The organism is Streptomyces sp. NPDC002958 (genome assembly GCF_055563255.1).
Map to the genome: position 1 here is coordinate 277,792 of NZ_JBVHDS010000006.1, position 17,560 is coordinate 295,351.

A 17,560-nucleotide genomic window follows, 5' to 3' on the forward strand; every position below is an offset into this window, starting at 1 on the left:
GCAGCGCTCTACGCTCTCCGCATGATCTGACTACCCGTCAGCTGCGAGGGGTTCGCCGTGAACGAGACCGCACACGCGCTGAGCGCATCGGGCACCTTCTGGGAGCTCGTCGAACGCCGGGCCGCCCTGACGCCGGACCGCCCGTTCCTGATCCAGGACGACCGGACCCTGACCTTCGGCGAGCTGCGCGCCCGCGGTGAGCGGGTCGCGGCGGGACTGTGGGGGATGGGCGTGCGCCCCGGCAGCGTCGTCGCCTGGCAACTGCCGACCCGTCTTGAGACGGTGCTGCTGTCGTTCGCGCTGACCCGCATCGGGGCCGTGCAGTCGCCCGTCATCCCGTTCTACCGGGACCGCGAGGCGGGATTCGCGCTGCGCGAGTCGAAGGCCGGCTTCTTCGCCGTGCCCGGCACCTGGCGCGGCTTCGACCACACGGCGATGGCGCACCGGCTGGCCGCGGAAGCAGGGCACCCGCCGCTGGTCTTCGAGGCGTACGCGTCACTGCCGGACGGCGACCCGTCCGTACTGCCGCCGCCGCCCGCCGACGGGTCGGCGGTGCGCTGGATCTACTGGACCTCGGGCACCACCTCCGACCCGAAGGGGGTCCTCCACACCGACCGCAGCCTGATCGCGGGCGGCTCCTGCCTGGCCCACGCACTGCGCCTGTCGGAGGACGACATCGGTTCGGTGGCCTTCCCGTTCGCCCATGTCGGTGGGCCGGACTATGCGGTGATGCTGCTGCTGTACGGATTCCCCGCGGTCCTGTTCGAGCACTTCGCGATGCCGGACGCGCTGGACGACTACCGGCGCCACCGGGTGACGGTCGCGGGCGGGTCCACCGCGTTCTACTCGATGTTCCTCACCGAACAGCGCAAGGCCCCGGACCGGAAGCTGATCCCCACCCTGCGGCTGCTGGCGGGCGGCGGGGCGCCGAAACCGCCGGAGATCTACCACGCGGTGGTACGGGAAATGGGCGTCCAGCTCACCCACGGGTACGGCATGACCGAGGTCCCCATGATCACCATGGGCGCGCCCGACGACACGGTGGAACACCTCGCCGAGACGGAGGGCCGCCCGCCCGAGGGAATGGAGATACGGATCACCGACGAGGACGGCAAACCGCTGCCGCACGGCACCGACGGCGAGGTACGACTCCGCGGGGAGGCCGTCTGCCAGGGCTATCTGAACCCGGAGGCGTCGGCGGCGGCCTTCGACGCGGAAGGGTTCCTGATCACCGGCGATGTCGGCCATGTCGAGGCGAGCGGGCATCTGGTGCTGACCGGGCGGCTGAAGGACATCATCATCCGCAAGGGCGAGAACATCTCCGCCAAGGAGATAGAGGACCTGCTGCACCGTCACCCGGGCGTCGGGGACGTGGCCGTGATCGGGCTTCCGGACCCGTCGCGCGGCGAACGCGTCTGCGCGGTCGTGGAACAGCCCGCGGGAACGGCTCCGCTGACACTGGTGGAGATCACCGGGTATCTACGGGCGCAGGGGCTCTCCGTGCACAAGTTGCCGGAGCAACTGGAGGTGGTGGCAGCGCTGCCGCGCAACGAGGCGCTGCGGAAGGTACTGAAGTACCGGCTGCGGGAGCGGTTCTCCTGACGGGCGGGGGCGGCGGACGAGGGTGGGAGCGGGGGCCGTGCCCCCGTAGCCCTGCCCCCGAAGGCCTGCCCCCGTAGCCGTGCCCCGTAAGCCCTGCCCCCGTAGCGCCGCGGCCCCGTAGCCGTGCCCCCGTAGCGCCGCGGCCCTACGCGTCCGGCCCGATCACCGTGAAATAGCGGGCGAACGCCTCCACGGCCTCGCCCTCGGTGACCCTGCCGTCCTGGTCCGTATCCAGACTCCGTGCCGCGAACGCCGCCGTCTCCGCGCCCGCGCCCAGCACCTTCAGCGCCCGCTCCACGGCGGATACGGAGGCCGCGCCCTCGTTGCCCTGATCGGCCACGGCGATCGCCGCGCGCAGAAACGGGCGGGCGATCTCCGCGAAGCGCTCCGGGTTGTCGCGCAGCCGTTTCACGGCCCCGCCCACGAACTCCTCACGGGTGACACGCTGGTCCCCGTCGACATCGGCAATGCCCGCCATGCCCTGCCAGAATGCCTCGGCCCCGGTGTAGAGCGCCTGGCCCTTGTCGCAGCGAGCCGTCGTACCGAATTCGGTGAGCAGACGGGCCGCGGCGGCACTGAAATCCGCGCGATCGATGTATCCGTTGCCGTCCTGGTCGAAGGCGGCGAAGCGGAAGGCGATCTTGCGCTCATACTCTGCGCTTTCCATGCGGGGAGCGTACGACGCCGACAGGCGTCACGTGTCACTTACGCGCGCCACCGTTGTTACAACCTGGTCTTGGACCGGCCTCATGCCGAGAGCGGCCGGGCCTCGTCGTCGACGGCCGCGTCCCGGTCGGGGTAAACCTCGAAGAGGCGGCGCACGCCGAGGGCGGCGAGCACCCGGTTGACGTGGGACCCCTCCTCCGCGCCGCGGGCCGGGAGGATCAGCCGCAGCCGGCCCCCGCAGGAGCGCATGAGACGACGGGACGCGATCAGTATGCCGACGCCGCTGGAATCGCAGAACAGGACCTCGGAGAGGTCGAGCACCACATCGTGGCGCCCGGCCGCGACCGCGTCATGGACGCCCTGGCGTACGGCGGGCGAGGTCAGCAGATCCAGCTCGCCGCGTATGCGCAGCACGGTCCAGTCGCCCTGCACGGTCTCGGCCACGTTCAGTGTCACGCGACTGGGCCTCTCGCTCCGGGGATTCCGACGATCCGGAAGTTTCCGTTCCTTATCGCGGCTGCCCTCGCCGCAGACCCATGAAACACCGGGCGGCGCGATAAAACACAGCCGGGTTCGGGAAGAAATGATCACGTCAGGTCCGATTCCGCCGGCGTCGGATGACGCACTCCCTATCATCCCGGGCCTGCTCAGGGGCGTACTTGCCGTAAAGGGGCGTGCATGGTCAGCACCGCCGACTACATTCGATGTGACGAGGGAACAGGGCTGGGGGTCGTATGCCGAACAACGCACCACCCCGCTGGGACCGCAAGATGCAGCAGCGACTGGCACGCGGTGAGGCGGCTGCTCTCGGCGAGCTCTACGACCGGTTCGCCTCGCTCGTGCACAGCCAGGCCCACCTGATGCTCGACGACGAGACCGCCGCCGACCTGGTGACCCGTGAGGTCTTCGGTTACGTGTGGGAGAACCCGGACGCGTACGACCCGAAGCAGGGCTCGATGCGGTCCTGGGTGGCCCGGCTCACGCACCGCCAGTCCGTGCGGCGGCTGCGCGAGAAGGGCAGCCGTCGGGACGGTACGGACGAGGAGACCGGGGCCGCCGCCCCGACGGCGGACCCTGAGGATCTGGAGGAGCGGGTGCGCCGGGCCACGGCCGCGGCCCGTGCCGACTACATCGTCGCGTCGATGCCCGCCCCGCTGCGTGCCGCGCTGGAGCTCGCGTACGTCCAGCGCCGGGACTACCGGCAGACGGCGGCCGACCTCGGGGTCACCGAGGATGAGGCCCGCCGCCGGCTGCGGCTCGGGCTGCAACTGCTCTCCACCGCGCACACCCGCCCGCTGGAGGGGTCCGCGCCACCCGGATACGGACGGCCCCTGTGACCGGTGACGACGACGCGAACAGACGCGAGGGCGACGACGAGGTACGGGGCGCGCGGCGCATACCGGGACCGCGGGCCGCCGCGGACGACTTCGACCTCGACGCCGTCCCGCTCTCGCCGCCCGTGCCCGCGATCCCGCCCGAGGAGTCACGGCCGGCCCCGCAACCGGCAACACCGGAACCGGAATCTGTCGTGGCACCACCGGACCCATCGGGCCCGTCCGCCGCACCGGCCCTGGTGCTCCCCCATCGCGTCCTCAAAGCCCTCCTCGGCGCCTGGGCCCTGGCCGCCTGCTCGGCGGAGGAGACCGAGGCCGTCGAGGCGCACCTGACCGAGTGCGCCGCCTGCGCGGATGAGGCCCTGCGGCTGCGCGACGCGGTCAGCCTGCTCCAGACCGACCGCAGCCTGGACCTCGATCCGGCGCTGCGTTCCCGGGTGATCGACACCTGCCTGAGCCGCCGTCCGGCCGAGATCCCGGTACCGGACTGGGCCTCCCCCTACGACGCGGAGACCGCCCGGCTCGACGCACTGCTGCGTGACATCGGCGACTCGGAGTGGCATGCCCCGGTGCGGCTGAAGTGGTTCGAGGGCGAGCAGGAGGTCAATCGCAAGACGACGGTCGCGGGCGTCATCGGTCACCTCATGACCGTCGACGGGCTGGTCGGCACCGCCCTCGGCCTCGACGTACCACTCGGCGACGGCGTCACCGGCCGGGGCGACGACTGGCCGCTCTCCCCCACCTCACGCACGGAGAAGCACTGGTCGGCCGCCCGGCGGCCACTTACCCGTACGATCCGCGAGCCGTGGCGCGAGCAGAGCCACACCCTCATTCGTACGGTGTCCTTCGCCGGTCACAAATCCTCCGAACTCTCCATCTCGTACGGGGACTTCGCCCTTCCGATGCACGACTCGCTGCTGGACCGGGCCTTCGAATGCTGGGTGCACGGTGGCGACATCGCGGACGCGGTGGACTATCCGTACGAAGCACCGTCGGCCGCCCATCTCAACCGGATGATCGACTTGGCGGCCCGGCTCCTCCCGGCCGCCCTCGCCGAGCGCCGCAGGTCCGGGCTGGCCGGGCCCGCCCGCCGTCCGGTGACGGCGGGATCACCGGGCCGTTCGCTGCATCTGGAGGTCGAGGGCTCGGGCGGCGGTGACTGGTACATCCCGCTGGACTCCCCGGCCGCGGTCGGCTCGCCCGCTCACACGGTGGCGCAGGTCGCGCTGGACGGCGTCGAGTTCTGCCAGCTGGTGGCCGGGCATGTGCCGCCGGTGGAGGCGACGGCCGGTCAGGAGGGGGACCGCGAGGCGATCCGCGACGTACTGTTCGCGGCGGCGTCGCTGAGCCGGCTGTAGCGCGCGAGCCGGCGCTCCAGAAAGGCCGTTCCGTACGGCGTCCTACGCGAAAATCACCGTACGGCGGCCGTTGAGCAGAATGCGGCGCTCCGCATGCCACTTCACCGCCCGCGCCAGCGCCTGGCACTCGACGTCGCGCCCGATGGCGACCAGTTGGTCCGGCGTGACGCCGTGGCCCACCCGCTCGACCTCCTGCTCGATGATCGGCCCCTCGTCGAGGTCGGCCGTCACATAGTGCGCCGTCGCACCGATCAGCTTCACACCGCGGGCGTGCGCCTGGTGGTACGGCTTCGCGCCCTTGAAGCTCGGCAGGAAGGAGTGGTGGATGTTGATGATCCGGCCGCTCAGCTGCTTGCACAGATCGTCCGAGAGGACCTGCATGTAGCGGGCGAGGACGACCAGCTCGACGTTCTCCTCGCGGACCAGCTCCAGCAGCTCCGCCTCCGCGGCGGCCTTGGTCTCCTTGGTCACCGGGATGTGCCGGAAGGGGATGTCGTACGAGGCGACGAGCTCCGCGAAGTCCGTGTGGTTGGAGACGACGGCTGCGATCTCGACCGGCAGCGCCCCGATCCGGGAGCGGAACAGCAGATCGTTGAGGCAGTGCCCGAACCTGCTCACCATCAGCACGATCCGCATCCGCTCCGCGGAACGGTGGATCTGCCAGTCCATCCGGAAGGAGTCGCCGACCGCGGCGAAGCTGGCCCGCAGCTTCTCCACGGTCACCGGGCTGTCCGCCGAGAAGTGGACACGCATGAAGAACAGACCTGTGTCGTGGTCACCGAACTGCTGGCTGTCCTCGATGTTGCAGCCGGTCATGAAGAGATAGCTCGACACGGCGTGCACGATGCCCTTCTTGTCCGGGCAGGAGAGCGTGAGGACGTACTGCTCGGGGGTGGTCTCAGCAGGCTTCGGCGCGGTCATCCCCGTAGCGTGCCACACCGGACCAAGATCAGGCCGACCTGGTCAGAATGCGGAGCACGTCCAGGGAACGCGGCGGGGTGTCCGGGTCCTCGCCGTCGTTGGTGGCGAGGAGCACATGGGCCTCGCGGGCTGCCCGTACTGCCTCCGGCCAGCCGTGGTGCTCCAGATACGCCGAGACGGGGGCATCCGCGCCGACCTGGTGCATGATGCGCAGCACCCGGAGCACGGCGACGTCGACGAGGGCGGACTCGCCGGAGTCGCGGAAGATCGTCCCGACGTACTTCTCGGCGGACCAGTTGTCCAGCCAGGTGTCCTCGACCAGGCGGTACACGGCGTCGGTGACGTCGCCGTACCCTTCCCGGCCGGCCAGCCAGCACTCGTGGTGGAAGACGGGGTCGGAGAGCATGTGCAGCGCCGAGCGCACGTTGCTGCGCCAGCGCCACCACGGCATGTCATTCAGCGGCATGCCGCCCATGGTGGAGGAGCGACGGCCGCGACGGGAAGTGTTCTCCGAACCTTGCTGCACGATTGCCGATCGTACGTTCCCTTCCCAGCCCGCCGCACAGGCCCCCTTAATTCACCTGGATGTCGCCGAGCGTTGCGCGGAGCACACTGCGGCGTTACCCCGTGGGCGGAAATGTGCATAACCATGACCGGAAGGCAATGCTCCACCTCCCCCCGCCCCTACAAGCTCCTCACAAGTGCGGCGGCGGTCGGGGCCTTGCTGATCACCGGCTGCGGTGCGCTCCCTGGGGCCTCGGGGGACTCCAGGGAGCCCATCACCGTGGCGACATGGGCCCCCGGCGGCGAGGCGGGACCGGACGCGGTGAACATGGCGGGCATGACCGCCATGGCGCGTACGTACGCCCGCTGGGTCAACAGCAACGGCGGCCTCGACGGACACAAGCTGCGCGTCGTCACCTGCGACGAGTCGGACACCTCGCTCGGCGCGGCGAACTGCGCCCGGCTGGCCGTCAAGGAGAAGGCGGTGGCGGTCGTCGGCTCGTACAGTCGGCACGGAACGTCATTCATGGCGCCGCTGGCGGCCGCCGGAATTCCCTACATCGGCGGATACGGGGCCTCCGACGAGGAGTTCAACAGTTACAACTCCTACCCCGTCAACGGCGGCCAGGCGGCACTCCTCGCGGGCAATGCCCGGCAGCTCGCCGACAGTTGCGAGCGGGTGTCCGTGGTACGGCCCGACACCCTGGGCGGCGACGGCCAGGCCTGGCTCCTCAACACCGGTCTCGCCGAGGCCGGTCGTCCCGAGCCCGCCGACATCCGGGCGGCGGAGTCGGCCACTTCGTACGACGAGGCCGCCGAGCGGGCGCTTGAGGCGGCGGGTCCGAGCGGCGGCTGTGTGACGGCCGTGCTGGGGGACCGTACCGATACGTTCTTCGACTCCTTCCGCCGACTCGAACCGTCGTACGGGAACGTACGGATCTCGTCCGTCCTCGGCAGCGTCGGACAGCCGCTGATCGACAGCACCGGCGGCCGGGACAGTCCGTTCGAGGGGGCCTACATCACCGGCTGGTATCCGGACTCGGGCGACGCGCGCTGGGACGAGATGCGGGACGTGATCCGCGAGCACGCCTTCGGCGACAACCGGATCGACGCGGACGACACGGGCGTCCAGACGACGTGGATCGCGTACACCGTGCTGAACGAAATCGTGAAGGCGATCGACGCCCCGCAGATCACCGCCGGAAAAATCACCGCCGCTCTCAACAGCGGAACCCCCGTCGACACCGGCGGCCTCACGCCGGTGCTGCGCTGGCACTTCAAGGACGTGCTCGGCTCGTCGGCGTATCCGCGCATCGTGAACACCAAGGTGACGTTTCAGGTGGTGCGTGACGGACGGCTCGTCGCGGACAAGAAGGGGTTCGTGGACGTCACGAAGACGCTGTCGAATGCGAGCGCGAAGGGGTGAGGGGGCGAGGGCCCGGGTGAGGGGCCCGGGCCGCCCCGCCGTCAGAGATCGGTCGCCGCTCGATGGGTCAGTCCGTACTTCGACGCGATCGAGTTCCACAGCCCCGACGCCTGCTGCTTCTCCTTGCTCGCCTCGCCGCTCTTCACGGTCGCCTGCTGCGTCTCGGATGTCGTACGGGCCTTGCCGTGCTTGCACACCTTCTTGCCGTTCTTGGCCTGGACGGCCCACGCCGCGTAGTGCTCGTCGGCGGCGGCGGACGCCTGCCAGGCCTTGGTGAGGGAGGCGGTCAGCTCGACGTGGTTCGGCAGCTTGTCGATGTTCAGTTCCTGAAGCCGGGTCACCAGATCACGGCGCTGCTGGGCGGCGCCCTTCAGATCCGTCACGGCCTGGTCCAGATCCTTGCAGTTCTTGGTGTTCTCGACGGCGCTGATGACCGCGGAACGGCTGTTGTTGCTGTCCGCCAGCAGCTTGTCGAGCGCCTCGGCCTGCGGCTTCGCCGGATCTTCCGTGGCCTGCGGGGAGGGCTGCCCGGCGGCTGAACTCGCGGCGGCCACGGGCTGCTTGTTCTCCGTGCTCTCGTCGCCGCCGCTCAACAGTGCGCCCGCACCGAGGCCGACGACGGCGCAGCCGATGACGACCGCCGCGATGAGTGGGATGTGCGGCGCCTTCTTGCGCTGCCCGGCCCGCCCCTGTGGCCTCTCGTCCACGGGCTGGTACTGGGGCTGCGGAGCCTGTGGGGGCTGAGGGGCGCCCTGGTGCTGCTGCGTGGGGTCGAACCGGGGCATCTGCTGGGTGGCGCCCGCAGGCCCTTCGTTGCGGAACAGGTTGTCGAACTCGGCGGGCGGCTGCCGGTCACCGGGCGTCCCGGGCCTGATGCCGTACGGGGCGGCGCCGGGGACCGGCGGTATGAACTGGGTCGCCTCGGCGTTCCCGCCGTGCGAGGGCTGCTGCTGGTACGCCTGCGGCTGCGGCTGCGGCGCTCCGTGGTCGAGGAACTGGGTGGCCTCCGCGGGGCTCTCCGGCGGCAGCCCGCCCGGCGCGGGCCCGGCGGGCACCGGTGCGATGTACTGCGTGGCATCCGCGTCCCCGCCCACGCTCATGCCGGGCACGGCCTCGGGCGGCAACGGCTGCACGTACGACTGCTGAGGCTGCTGAGGCTGAAGGGGAGGCAACGGCTGGGCCTGCGGCTGCCCGTAGGCCTGTACCGGCTGCCCCTGGCCGTACTCGCCCTGGCCGTACGGTTCCTGCCCCCGACCGTGTGCCTGTGGCTGCGACGAGGCGTCCTGGTGCGTCGCCTGCGGCTCCCAAGGCTGCCCCCACGACTGGCCGCCCGCCGGGGCGGCCTGATCCGCCGGCCCCCCTGGTATCCAGGGCTCGCCGCCACCCGCGGGCAGCACGACACCTTCGTGCGCGGGCCGTACAGCAGGAAGCTGCTGCTCGTCACCCTGTCCGCTCTGCGTCACCGGGACTCCTACGTGTAAACCTACGGAATCGTCGGCTCACGCTACCGGGTGGCTGCCGCCGTTCGCCAAGCGCGTGTTCTCACTCACCGCCCCTTCACAAGCGCTGTAACACCCAGCGCTCTCAAGACGCAGTTAAAGGGGCACCTGGACACGATCCGGTGATCGGGCCCCGGTCAGGCCGCCTGGAACTCCAGCCTCGCCCCGAACTCCCGTACCGCCGGCTCGTCCCCGTACGGCACCAGCCGCTGCTGGAGGTCGTCCAGATACTCCGTGCCCCGGCCGGAGCGCACCGACCCCAGCAGCTCCATCGCCTGCGTGCCCGTGTGGCAGGCCTGCTCCACCTCGCGCAGCTGGACCTGGGCCGTGGCAAGGAGCACCAGGCCGATGCCGCGGCGGCGGGCCCGGGACTCCGGGTGGCCTGCCAGGGACTCCTTCGCCCGCCGAGCGGCCGCCTCCGCCTGGCCGAGGTCGCGGTGACAGTGCGCCAGCTCGTCGGCGAGATAGGCGTGGTCGAAGTGGGCGATCCAGTCGGGGTCGTCCCCGGTGTCCGGTTCGGCGTGCTCCATGGCCATCAGCGCCCGACCCGTCACCGCCTGGCAGGTGCGGGCGTCGCCGAGCAGGGCGTGTCCCCGCGCCTCCGCCGCGTAGAACATCGCCTCCGCCCTCGGGGTAACCCGCCCGCGCGCGCCCTCCTGCGCAGCCCGCGCCAGCTGGGCGATCTCCCGCGGATTGCCGAGCTGGGCCGCGAGATGGCTCATCGATGCGGCCAGTACGTAACCGCCGTAGGCCCGGTCGCTCGCCGCCTGGGCCAGGCGCAGCGCCTGGATGTAGTAGCGCTGGGCGAGCCCCGGCTGGCCCGTGTCGACCGCCATGTACCCGGCGAGTTCGGTGAGCCGTGCGACCGCCGCGAACAGCTGTCGGCCGACCGATTCGCGGTACGCCCCCGAGAGCAGCCCGGAGACCACGCTGTTCAGGTAGTGCACCAGGACCGGCCGCACATGCCCGCCGCCGAACCGGTGGTCGAGGTCGACCAGCGCGGCCGTCATCGCCCGCACCGCCTCCACGTCCGACATCCCGACGCGGGCACCGGCGGCCCGTGCCACCTGCGGGTCGGCGCCGCTGATCAGCCAGTCGCGGCTGGGTTCGACCAGCGCCGACGAGGCGACCGACGAACCGGACAGGAAGTCGCGACGGCCGACGTCGCCGCGCCACAGCTCACAGACCTGCTCGATCGCACCGGCCACGGTCGGGGCGAACTGCAGGCCGACACCGGACGCCAGATTCTTGCCGTTGGCCATGCCGATCTCGTCGATCGTGACCGTACGGCCGAGCTTGCGGCCGAGCGCCTCGGCGATGATTCCCGGTGCCCTGCCGCGTGGTTGCTGTCCACGCAGCCAACGGGCCACCGAGGTCTTGTCGTAACGCAGATCGAGCCCGCGCTCCACGCCGACCATGTTGACGCGGCGGGCGAGGCCGGCGTTGGAGCATCCGGCTTCCTGAATGAGCGCCTGGAGCCGTTCGTTCGGCTGGCGGGCGACGAGAGGCCTGGCTGCCATGTTTCCCCCTGAGGCCGCAGTGATCGATGAGCGGATCACTGCCCGGCAAATACACGGAAAATGCGCACATTCATCGTGTTCGTCACGTCCGTCGCGTTCCTTGTCATTCGTGTCGGCATATGACAAAGGCCGACCATTACGGAACTGCACGTGAGCTTGCCCGTGAGCTGCCCGTGAGCTGCCCGTAGGTGGCTACCCGCCCGACCGAGCACCGCCTCACGCGCGCCCCCGCCCATGCATCCATGCGCCCCGTATGCCGGATCAGTGAGCCGTGACCACGCCCGCCACGCCCGTAACCCCAGGTGGCGGCGGCCAGCAAGGGTTGAGGCCTGCCACCTCCGCAGAGCCTGCCCCTCCCCTCATAAGGCCTGTCTCTCCTATGACGACAAGGCCTGCCTGCCCTACGGAGACACGGTCTCGCGGTCGCCCTGGGGGTCCTCGGCGAATTGCTCCAGGAAGGGTTCGACGGCCGCGCGCCAGCCCTCCGGCTGGTCGTAGTGGACGAGATGGCCGGCGTCGGCCACCTCGGCGTACTGCCCGCGCGGCAGTACGCGGACCATCTCCTGGGCCTCCGCCCGGCCCAGCTCGCCGTCGAGGCCGCGGAGCACCAGGGTCGGGCACCGGACCTGTGCCAGTTCCTCCCAGTGCGCGTCGAACACCCAGGTCGCGCGGGACTGGAGCATCTGGCGGCGGGAGAAGACGGGGCGCCAGCCGTCGGCCCGCTCGGCCATCACCTCGGCGAAGAATTCGCCGCGGGCCGGGTTGGGCCGCTCCACCCAGGGGTCGTCCTCGCCGAACCACTTCCGTACGTCGGAGAGCGTCGCGAACGGCACCGGCCAGGACTTGAACCAGTCCTCCCACTCCCGTTGCGAGGCCGCGCCGAGCGCGGAGGCCCGCATGTCGCAGATGACCAGCGCCCGGACGAGATCGGGGCGCTTCGCGGCGAGCTGCCAGGCGGTGAGCGCTCCCATCGAATGTCCGACGAGGGTGACGGGGGCGAGGCCGAGCTGTTCGATCGCCGCCTCGGCGTCGGCGACGTACGCATCACGAGTGTACGGGCCCTCGGCCGGCTTCTCGCTGCGGCCGTGCCCGCGCTGATCGAGGCCGACGGCGCGGTGCCGTTCGGAGAGCCAGCGGGTGGTCGAGGCCCAGTGCGAGGCCCGGCCCATCAAGCCGTGGAGCAATAAGACCCCTGGGGCGCACTCACCCTCCGCGCGCCCTTTGGGCGGGTCGGCGAACTCCCACGCCGCGAGGCGTACGCCGTCGGCCCCGGTCACATCGATGCGCCGCACCATGTTCTGGCACCCCCTTCTGGTCCCCGATCACCGCTTGATACCGCTCGATCACCGTGTGGTCGCGCCACATGAGACTATCGAACCTTTATTCGAAAAACGGTTCCTGGCATCCAAGACCCCTCGTTCGAGTGACCAGCTGCAAGGATTGATGGCGGCCGCGGAGGGGAGATCTTCTCCGGGAGGCGGGCCACTCGGGGATGAGGGCCCGCAGGGATCGACCTTGAGAGCTCGGGGCTCCAGGTCGAAGCAGGGGAGGACAGGCCCCGGCGCCGCAAGGCGCCGGGGCCCTCCTGCGTCAAGAGAGCGACCGACTCCGGAACGCATTCGCGGGCGACGGCACAAGCTGCGCCGGCAGCGGCGCAGGATGGCACGGGCGTCACGGGCAGAGGTGCGGGCGTCGCGGGCAAGGGCACTGACTGCATGGGTGACGGCACTGCCTGCGCAGGAACCGCACCCGCCGATACCGGCAGCGACACCCACGGCGCGGGTCTCGACACCGACAGCGCAGGAACCGCACCCGCCGATACCGGCGGCGACACCCACGGCGCGGGTCTCGACACCGACAGCGCAGGCACCGCACCCGCCGATACCGGCAGCGACACCGACAGCGCGGGCGGCAGCGCCGACGGTGTGGGCGCCGGTGCCGGCTTCGAGTTCGCGGGCGGCCGGGACCGCGGCAGCCACCTTCCGGCACGGCTGCCGAACATGCCGAACATGCCAGTACGACGGGCGCATACGCCTGCTCCCTCCCCGACCGCGCGACCAGATGGCCGACACTCTCAGGTATGCCTCAGCCACAGCCTGGCACGCGATCCGTCCGGGCGCTGCGATTCCGGACGGAAAAACGGAAAGCGGACGTCACGTTCCGGCGCCCCGCCGACACTCGGTCAGCGGCGCCCGTCAGCGCTTCGCCACGAACACATGCGAGGCGATCTCGGCATTCAGCTCCGCCGCCTCGCCACTGCTGCCGACCAGCACCCCGCCGGCCGACTGGGTCACGCTGACCACGGCACCGGGCTGCACACCCGCCCGCCGCAACGTGTACATCAGCTGGGCGTCCGTCTGGATCGGCTCACCGATCCGGCGCACGACCACCGTCTTGCCCTCGGCGCCCGGGTCGAGCTCCGACAGGCTCACCATGCTCTCGTCGAGGAACGGGTCGGCCTCGGCCTTCTCGCCCAGCTCCTCCAGGCCCGGGATCGGATTCCCGTACGGAGACTCCGTCGGGTGGCGCAACAGCTCCAGCACCCGCCGCTCCACGGCCTCGCTCATCACATGCTCCCAGCGGCATGCCTCGGCATGGACCTGCTCCCACTCCAGGCCGATCACGTCGACGAGCAGGCACTCGGCAAGCCGGTGCTTGCGCATGACGCGGGTCGCGAGGCGGCGCCCCTCGCCGGTCAGCTCCAGATGGCGGTCGCCCGCGACCTGGACCAGGCCGTCGCGCTCCATGCGCGCCACCGTCTGGCTGACCGTCGGACCGCTCTGGTCCAGCCGTTCCGCGATCCGGGCGCGCATGGGGACCACACCTTCCTCTTCGAGTTCGAGGATGGTGCGGAGATACATCTCCGTGGTGTCGATCAGTCCGGACATTCGTGCCCCTCGATGCTGTGACATGAAAAACGTCGTGCGCTGGCCCTGAACCAATTCTGACGCATACCACCGACAACCGTGCCGCGCCGACCGGACACCGTGCAGCGGAGCGGCGTGGGCGGTATTGACATGTCACTGGTCCAGACCGCAACGTGATCCGCGGCACGGACACCCCACGGACACTTCTTCCCGTATTTCTCCCCGCCGGAAAGGGCCTCCTCGATGAGCGACAGCAAGCTGGCCGGTCAGTTCTTCGATGCAGCGATCGGCCTGCTGGAGCGCGTGCGCGACGAGGAGTCCGGCAACATCGCGGCCGCCGGTGCCGCGATCGCCGACACCGTCGCCGCGGGCGGTCGGCTCTTCGCCTTCGGCGCCGGGCACTCCTCGCTCCCCGCCCAGGACGTCGTCTACCGGGCGGGCGGTCTCGCCCTGATGAATCTGCTGGCTGTGCCGGGGACGGTCGGCGTCGACGTCATGCCGGCGACGCTCGGCTCGGCGCTGGAGCGCGTCGACGGGCTGGCGGGTGCGGTGCTCGACTCCAGCCCCGCCGAGGAGGGCGACGTCCTCGTGATCATCTCCCTCTCCGGGCGCAACGCGCTTCCGGTGGAGATGGCGATGAACGCACGGGCGCTCGGCCTGAAGGTCATCGGCGTCACTTCGGTGGCGTACGCGGACGGCACCCGGTCCCGGCACAGCTCGGGCGGCTTCCTGCGGGACCACTGCGACATCGTGCTCGACAGCAAGATCTCCATCGGCGACGCGGAACTGACCGCCGACGGGATCGAGGCGCCGTTCGCGCCCGCTTCGACGGTGGTCACCAGCGCGGTGATGCAGGCGATGATGGCCGCCGCGGCGGAGCAGCTCGTGGCGCGGGGGGTCGAGCCGCCGATGCTGCGATCGGGGAACGTCGACGGTGGCCACGAGTGGAACGGGCGCGTCATGACGGAGTACCGGGACCGGATCTTCTACCGCCACGGAGGGTGACGGGGCCGCCCGGCTGCCGCCCCCGCGCCGCCCCCCATCGCCGAACGCCCCTCCCCCGGCACCCGGCCGCCTGGGCAACCGTGCCGTCCTCGAACGCCGGACGGGCTAGGAGTGGGCCAGCACCTGCGCCAGGTCCACCGCCGCGGCGACCCGGACCGCCACGCTCTCCGCGTACGCCGCGTCGGGGCGTACGAAGGCGGCGCGGTGGGCGGAGCGCAGAAACGTCACCACGCCCAGCGTGCGCCCCCTGCTCCGCAGCACCGCGCACAGCGCGTGCACCGAGTCGCCCGGCCACTGCCGTTCGGCCGCCCACCCCCCGGCCTCCGGCCCCGCTCCCGCACTGGCCCGCACCGAACCCGTACGGTCCACCGCCTGAAGAGCCGGGTGACCGGCCGCGTACCGCAGAGGAATCCCGCCGCCCGCAACCGGCAGGCACGGGCCCGGCTCACCGGACGGGGTCGCCGCCACCCGCACCAGCCGTTCCCCCGCCACCAGGTCGACCAGCGCATGGTCGGCGAAGCCCGCGAGCGCGTAGTCCAGATAGGACGTCGCCGCCTCCATCGGGTCCTCGCACTCGGACGCCGACCGCGAAGCCCGGTGCAGCTGGTTGGAGCGGAACCGCACCCGGTCCGCCTCCTGCGCCGCCAGTTTCTCCGCCGTCACATCCTGGAACAGCCAGCCGACCCCCAACGGAACCGGCTCCTCCGCGAGCGGCGAGGCCAGTGGCAGAAAGCCGCTGCGCCAGCAGCGCCGCCGGTCCTCCTCCCCCGTCCGCAGCGTCACCCACAACTCGGCGGGCGCCGGTGGTGCGCCCTCGGCGAGTACGTGCTGCAGTGCGCCCTCCAGATCCTCGACGCCCTGCGCGATCAGCTCCCCCAGCGGGCGCCCCAGCAGCGTCGTGCGACGGCCGCCCAGCGCCCGTGCCGCGTGCACGTTGATGACCGTCGGCCGCAGATCGGCGTCGACGAGCACCACACCCCACGACGCGTCCTCGAACAGGGCCTCGCTCAGCGCGATCGACCGCTCCAGATCGATCTGCGCGTGCACCTCGCCGAACGCGCAGTACACCCCGGCCGGTCTCCCGTCCGCGCCCCGGACCCCCGCCGACTGCGTCCGCACGAGCACCCGCCCACCGTCCTTGCGCAGCAGCGCGAACTCATGGACCCGGCGACCGGCACCGTCCATGGCCGCCATCAGCCTTCCCTGCACCTCCCCAGCATCCGCCCGTCGCACCGCCCACCCGGCAAACCCGGGCCGGCCGACGGCCTCCTCCGCGGACCAGCCGAGAATCCGCTCGGCCTCGCGGTTCCAGTGGGTGATGGTGCCGTCCGCATCGAACGCACAGAGCGCCGCATCCATCCCGTCGAGCAGCGCCGCAAGCAACTCGGCCCCCGCGATCGTCCTCGGAGCAGTCCCCAGATCGCCTTTCGGATCGTCGTCGGGCCCGGGAGCGTCGGTGGTCCCACTGTTACTGGAAGCACTCATCTCCGTACCCCCCGCAGGACGTATCCGGCATCACCGCACGTCAGACCATTGAACTCGAATGTGACCCAGCACACACCGACTTCTCGGAAATCCACTCACCACCCGGCGCAGGATCCGGCCGGTCGGCACACCGAACGATGGCATATTCGATCTTCATCAAAAGATCGCTCATATCGCGGCACACAGCTCCGTCGGCGTCACGCCGAGAAGGCAGAGACCGGGGACGGTGACGTTCCCCACCGAACAACACCGGCAGCGGCAAAACGGGCGCGGGCACAGTCTTCGTCCTGGCGAGGGGCAAAGAGCCACTCATGCCACCGAATAAATGAGTTGAGACATTCTCCGAGGGTTCTTAGGCTGCTGCCACACGTAGGGAAAGGAGGTGTTCCGGAAGTGATTTCTTCTCGGACTCGTGAGGTGGCTGCGGGCTGACGCCCGTTGTCGCGCTCTTTGCAGTGCAGGCCGGTCATCGGCCAATCCCAAGCAGTCACCGACCCGCAGGCTCGCCGGTAAGTCCGGCCGGCTCCTCCGCAAGGAGGGACCAGAGCCTGCGGGTTTCTGCATGCCCCAAGGAGCTTGCCTACGGGCATAGGCGCTCGACGCGCCAGCCCTCGCCCTCGCGTACGTACCTCAGCCGGTCGTGCAGCCGGTTCTCGTGGCCCTGCCAGAACTCGATCGTGTCGGGGACGACGCGGAAGCCGCCCCAGTGCGGGGGCGCGGGGACGTGTTCGCCCTCGGGGTAGCGGGCTGCCAGTTCCTCGTAGCGTTCGATCAGCTCGTCGCGCGAGCCGATCACCGTCGACTGGGCGCTCGCCCAGGCGCCCAGCTGGGAGCCGTGCGGGCGGGTGCGGAAGTAGGCGACCGTCTCGTCGCGGCCGACGCGGGCCGCCGCGCCGGTGACGATGACCTGGCGTGCCATCGGGTGCCAGGGGAAGAGCAGCGAGACGTACGGGTTGGCGGTCAGTTCGCGGCCCTTGCGGGATTCGTAGTTGGTGAAGAAGACGAAGCCGCGCTCGTCGTACTTCTTCAGCAGCACCGTGCGTGAGGACGGCCGGCCCTCGGGGGTGGCGGTGGAGACCACCATGGCGTTCGGTTCGTGGAGCACGCCGCCCACGGCGACCTGCCGGAACCAATGGGCGAACTGCTGGATCGGGTCGGCGGCCAGCGTGTCCTCGGTGAAGGCCACGGCGCGGTACTGCTCGCGCATCGCGGCCGGATCGGTGGTGGAATCGGAGGGGGAATCTGCGGTGGGCACGGGGTCATCCTGCCGCAGTGACCGAGCCTGCCCGGCGAGGAGGGCCATCGATCCGCCACCAGTGAATCGGGAAGCTGTGCCGGATGTCACGCTTCCCCGCGTCGTGGGAACCCGCCAA

Annotated in this window: 15 protein-coding genes; 5 read left to right on the plus strand and 10 right to left on the minus strand. The window is 70.6% G+C overall.

Annotated features, from left to right (window positions below):
* The first annotated feature begins 57 nt into the window (after positions 1-57).
* The gene (locus ACZ3IC_RS14075) at positions 58-1,602 is read left to right on the plus strand and encodes a class I adenylate-forming enzyme family protein (protein WP_467415870.1); all 1,545 of its coding nucleotides are present in this window, start codon (positions 58-60) and stop codon (positions 1,600-1,602) included.
* 145 nt (positions 1,603-1,747) lie between these two features.
* On the opposite strand, the gene ACZ3IC_RS14080 is transcribed toward ACZ3IC_RS14075, so the two are convergent.
* Positions 1,748-2,269, minus strand: a complete 522-nt coding sequence (locus ACZ3IC_RS14080) for an EF-hand domain-containing protein (protein ID WP_467415872.1) — start codon at positions 2,267-2,269, stop codon at positions 1,748-1,750.
* Between the two features lie 80 nt (positions 2,270-2,349).
* Positions 2,350-2,724 carry an STAS domain-containing protein gene (locus ACZ3IC_RS14085; RefSeq protein WP_467415873.1) on the minus strand — a complete coding sequence of 125 codons (375 nt, stop codon included), beginning with the start codon at positions 2,722-2,724 and terminating at the stop codon, positions 2,350-2,352.
* A gap of 278 nt (positions 2,725-3,002) precedes the next feature.
* Here ACZ3IC_RS14085 and ACZ3IC_RS14090 point away from each other — a divergent pair, with 278 nt between their 5' ends.
* Both ACZ3IC_RS14090 and ACZ3IC_RS14095 read left to right on the plus strand, forming a co-directional pair.
* Complete coding sequence (locus ACZ3IC_RS14090) at positions 3,003-3,605, plus strand: RNA polymerase sigma factor (protein ID WP_467415876.1); 603 nt, start codon at positions 3,003-3,005, stop codon at positions 3,603-3,605.
* A complete protein-coding gene (locus ACZ3IC_RS14095) occupies positions 3,602-4,960 on the plus strand; it encodes a zf-HC2 domain-containing protein (protein ID WP_467415878.1) in 1,359 nt (452 codons plus the stop codon). The genes ACZ3IC_RS14090 and ACZ3IC_RS14095 overlap by 4 nt, the downstream gene beginning before the upstream one ends.
* A 42-nt stretch (positions 4,961-5,002) precedes the next feature.
* Here ACZ3IC_RS14095 and purU read toward each other — a convergent pair whose 3' ends face one another.
* Both purU and ACZ3IC_RS14105 read right to left on the minus strand, forming a co-directional pair.
* On the minus strand, positions 5,003-5,881 hold the full coding sequence (purU, locus tag ACZ3IC_RS14100) for a formyltetrahydrofolate deformylase (RefSeq protein WP_467415880.1): 879 nt from the start codon (positions 5,879-5,881) through the stop codon (positions 5,003-5,005).
* A 28-nt stretch (positions 5,882-5,909) separates the two neighbouring features.
* Complete coding sequence (locus ACZ3IC_RS14105; RefSeq protein ID WP_467416096.1) at positions 5,910-6,356, minus strand: SCO4402 family protein; 447 nt, start codon at positions 6,354-6,356, stop codon at positions 5,910-5,912.
* Positions 6,357-6,530: 174 nt separating this feature from the next.
* On the opposite strand from ACZ3IC_RS14105, the gene ACZ3IC_RS14110 reads away from it, so the two are divergent.
* Positions 6,531-7,811 (plus strand): ABC transporter substrate-binding protein, encoded by a 1,281-nt coding sequence (locus ACZ3IC_RS14110; RefSeq protein ID WP_467415882.1) that lies wholly within the window; start codon positions 6,531-6,533, stop codon positions 7,809-7,811.
* 41 nt (positions 7,812-7,852) lie between these two features.
* Here the strand turns inward: ACZ3IC_RS14110 and ACZ3IC_RS14115 are convergent, their stop codons facing one another.
* The 4 genes from ACZ3IC_RS14115 to ACZ3IC_RS14130 all read right to left on the minus strand — a co-directional run bounded on the left by ACZ3IC_RS14115 (position 7,853) and on the right by ACZ3IC_RS14130 (position 13,718).
* Positions 7,853-9,274 carry a hypothetical protein gene (locus tag ACZ3IC_RS14115; RefSeq protein WP_467415884.1) on the minus strand — a complete coding sequence of 474 codons (1,422 nt, stop codon included), beginning with the start codon at positions 9,272-9,274 and terminating at the stop codon, positions 7,853-7,855.
* Positions 9,275-9,447: 173 nt separating this feature from the next.
* Positions 9,448-10,830 carry a transcriptional regulator gene (locus ACZ3IC_RS14120; protein ID WP_467415887.1) on the minus strand — a complete coding sequence of 461 codons (1,383 nt, stop codon included), beginning with the start codon at positions 10,828-10,830 and terminating at the stop codon, positions 9,448-9,450.
* Positions 10,831-11,231: 401 nt separating this feature from the next.
* A complete protein-coding gene (locus tag ACZ3IC_RS14125; RefSeq protein ID WP_467415890.1) occupies positions 11,232-12,125 on the minus strand; it encodes an alpha/beta fold hydrolase in 894 nt (297 codons plus the stop codon).
* A gap of 900 nt (positions 12,126-13,025) precedes the next feature.
* Positions 13,026-13,718, minus strand: coding sequence for a metal-dependent transcriptional regulator (locus tag ACZ3IC_RS14130; protein ID WP_467415892.1), 693 nt, complete (start codon positions 13,716-13,718; stop codon positions 13,026-13,028).
* A gap of 222 nt (positions 13,719-13,940) precedes the next feature.
* Here ACZ3IC_RS14130 and ACZ3IC_RS14135 point away from each other — a divergent pair, with 222 nt between their 5' ends.
* Positions 13,941-14,702, plus strand: coding sequence for an SIS domain-containing protein (locus tag ACZ3IC_RS14135; protein WP_467415894.1), 762 nt, complete (start codon positions 13,941-13,943; stop codon positions 14,700-14,702).
* Between the two features lie 105 nt (positions 14,703-14,807).
* Here the strand turns inward: ACZ3IC_RS14135 and ACZ3IC_RS14140 are convergent, their stop codons facing one another.
* Together ACZ3IC_RS14140 and pdxH are read right to left on the minus strand one after the other, a co-directional pair.
* A complete protein-coding gene (locus ACZ3IC_RS14140; protein ID WP_467415896.1) occupies positions 14,808-16,187 on the minus strand; it encodes a PAS domain-containing protein in 1,380 nt (459 codons plus the stop codon).
* A 580-nt stretch (positions 16,188-16,767) separates the two neighbouring features.
* A complete protein-coding gene (gene pdxH / locus ACZ3IC_RS14145; RefSeq protein WP_467416099.1) occupies positions 16,768-17,394 on the minus strand; it encodes a pyridoxamine 5'-phosphate oxidase in 627 nt (208 codons plus the stop codon).
* Between the last annotated feature and the right edge of the window lie 166 nt (positions 17,395-17,560).

Bases quoted from the DNA above. Each gene is read 5' to 3' on its own strand.
- ACZ3IC_RS14080 (WP_467415872.1), bottom strand. From the start codon at position 2,269: ATGGAAAGCGCAGAGTATGAGCGCAAGATCGCCTTCCGCTTCGCCGCC.
- ACZ3IC_RS14090 (WP_467415876.1), top strand. From the start codon at position 3,003: ATGCCGAACAACGCACCACCCCGCTGGGACCGCAAGATGCAGCAGCGA.
- purU (WP_467415880.1), bottom strand. From the start codon at position 5,881: ATGACCGCGCCGAAGCCTGCTGAGACCACCCCCGAGCAGTACGTCCTC.
- ACZ3IC_RS14105 (WP_467416096.1), bottom strand. From the start codon at position 6,356: ATGGGCGGCATGCCGCTGAATGACATGCCGTGGTGGCGCTGGCGCAGC.
- ACZ3IC_RS14110 (WP_467415882.1), top strand. From the start codon at position 6,531: ATGACCGGAAGGCAATGCTCCACCTCCCCCCGCCCCTACAAGCTCCTC.
- ACZ3IC_RS14120 (WP_467415887.1), bottom strand. From the start codon at position 10,830: ATGGCAGCCAGGCCTCTCGTCGCCCGCCAGCCGAACGAACGGCTCCAG.
- ACZ3IC_RS14125 (WP_467415890.1), bottom strand. From the start codon at position 12,125: ATGGTGCGGCGCATCGATGTGACCGGGGCCGACGGCGTACGCCTCGCG.
- ACZ3IC_RS14130 (WP_467415892.1), bottom strand. From the start codon at position 13,718: ATGTCCGGACTGATCGACACCACGGAGATGTATCTCCGCACCATCCTC.
- ACZ3IC_RS14135 (WP_467415894.1), top strand. From the start codon at position 13,941: ATGAGCGACAGCAAGCTGGCCGGTCAGTTCTTCGATGCAGCGATCGGC.
- ACZ3IC_RS14140 (WP_467415896.1), bottom strand. From the start codon at position 16,187: ATGAGTGCTTCCAGTAACAGTGGGACCACCGACGCTCCCGGGCCCGAC.
- pdxH (WP_467416099.1), bottom strand. From the start codon at position 17,394: ATGCGCGAGCAGTACCGCGCCGTGGCCTTCACCGAGGACACGCTGGCC.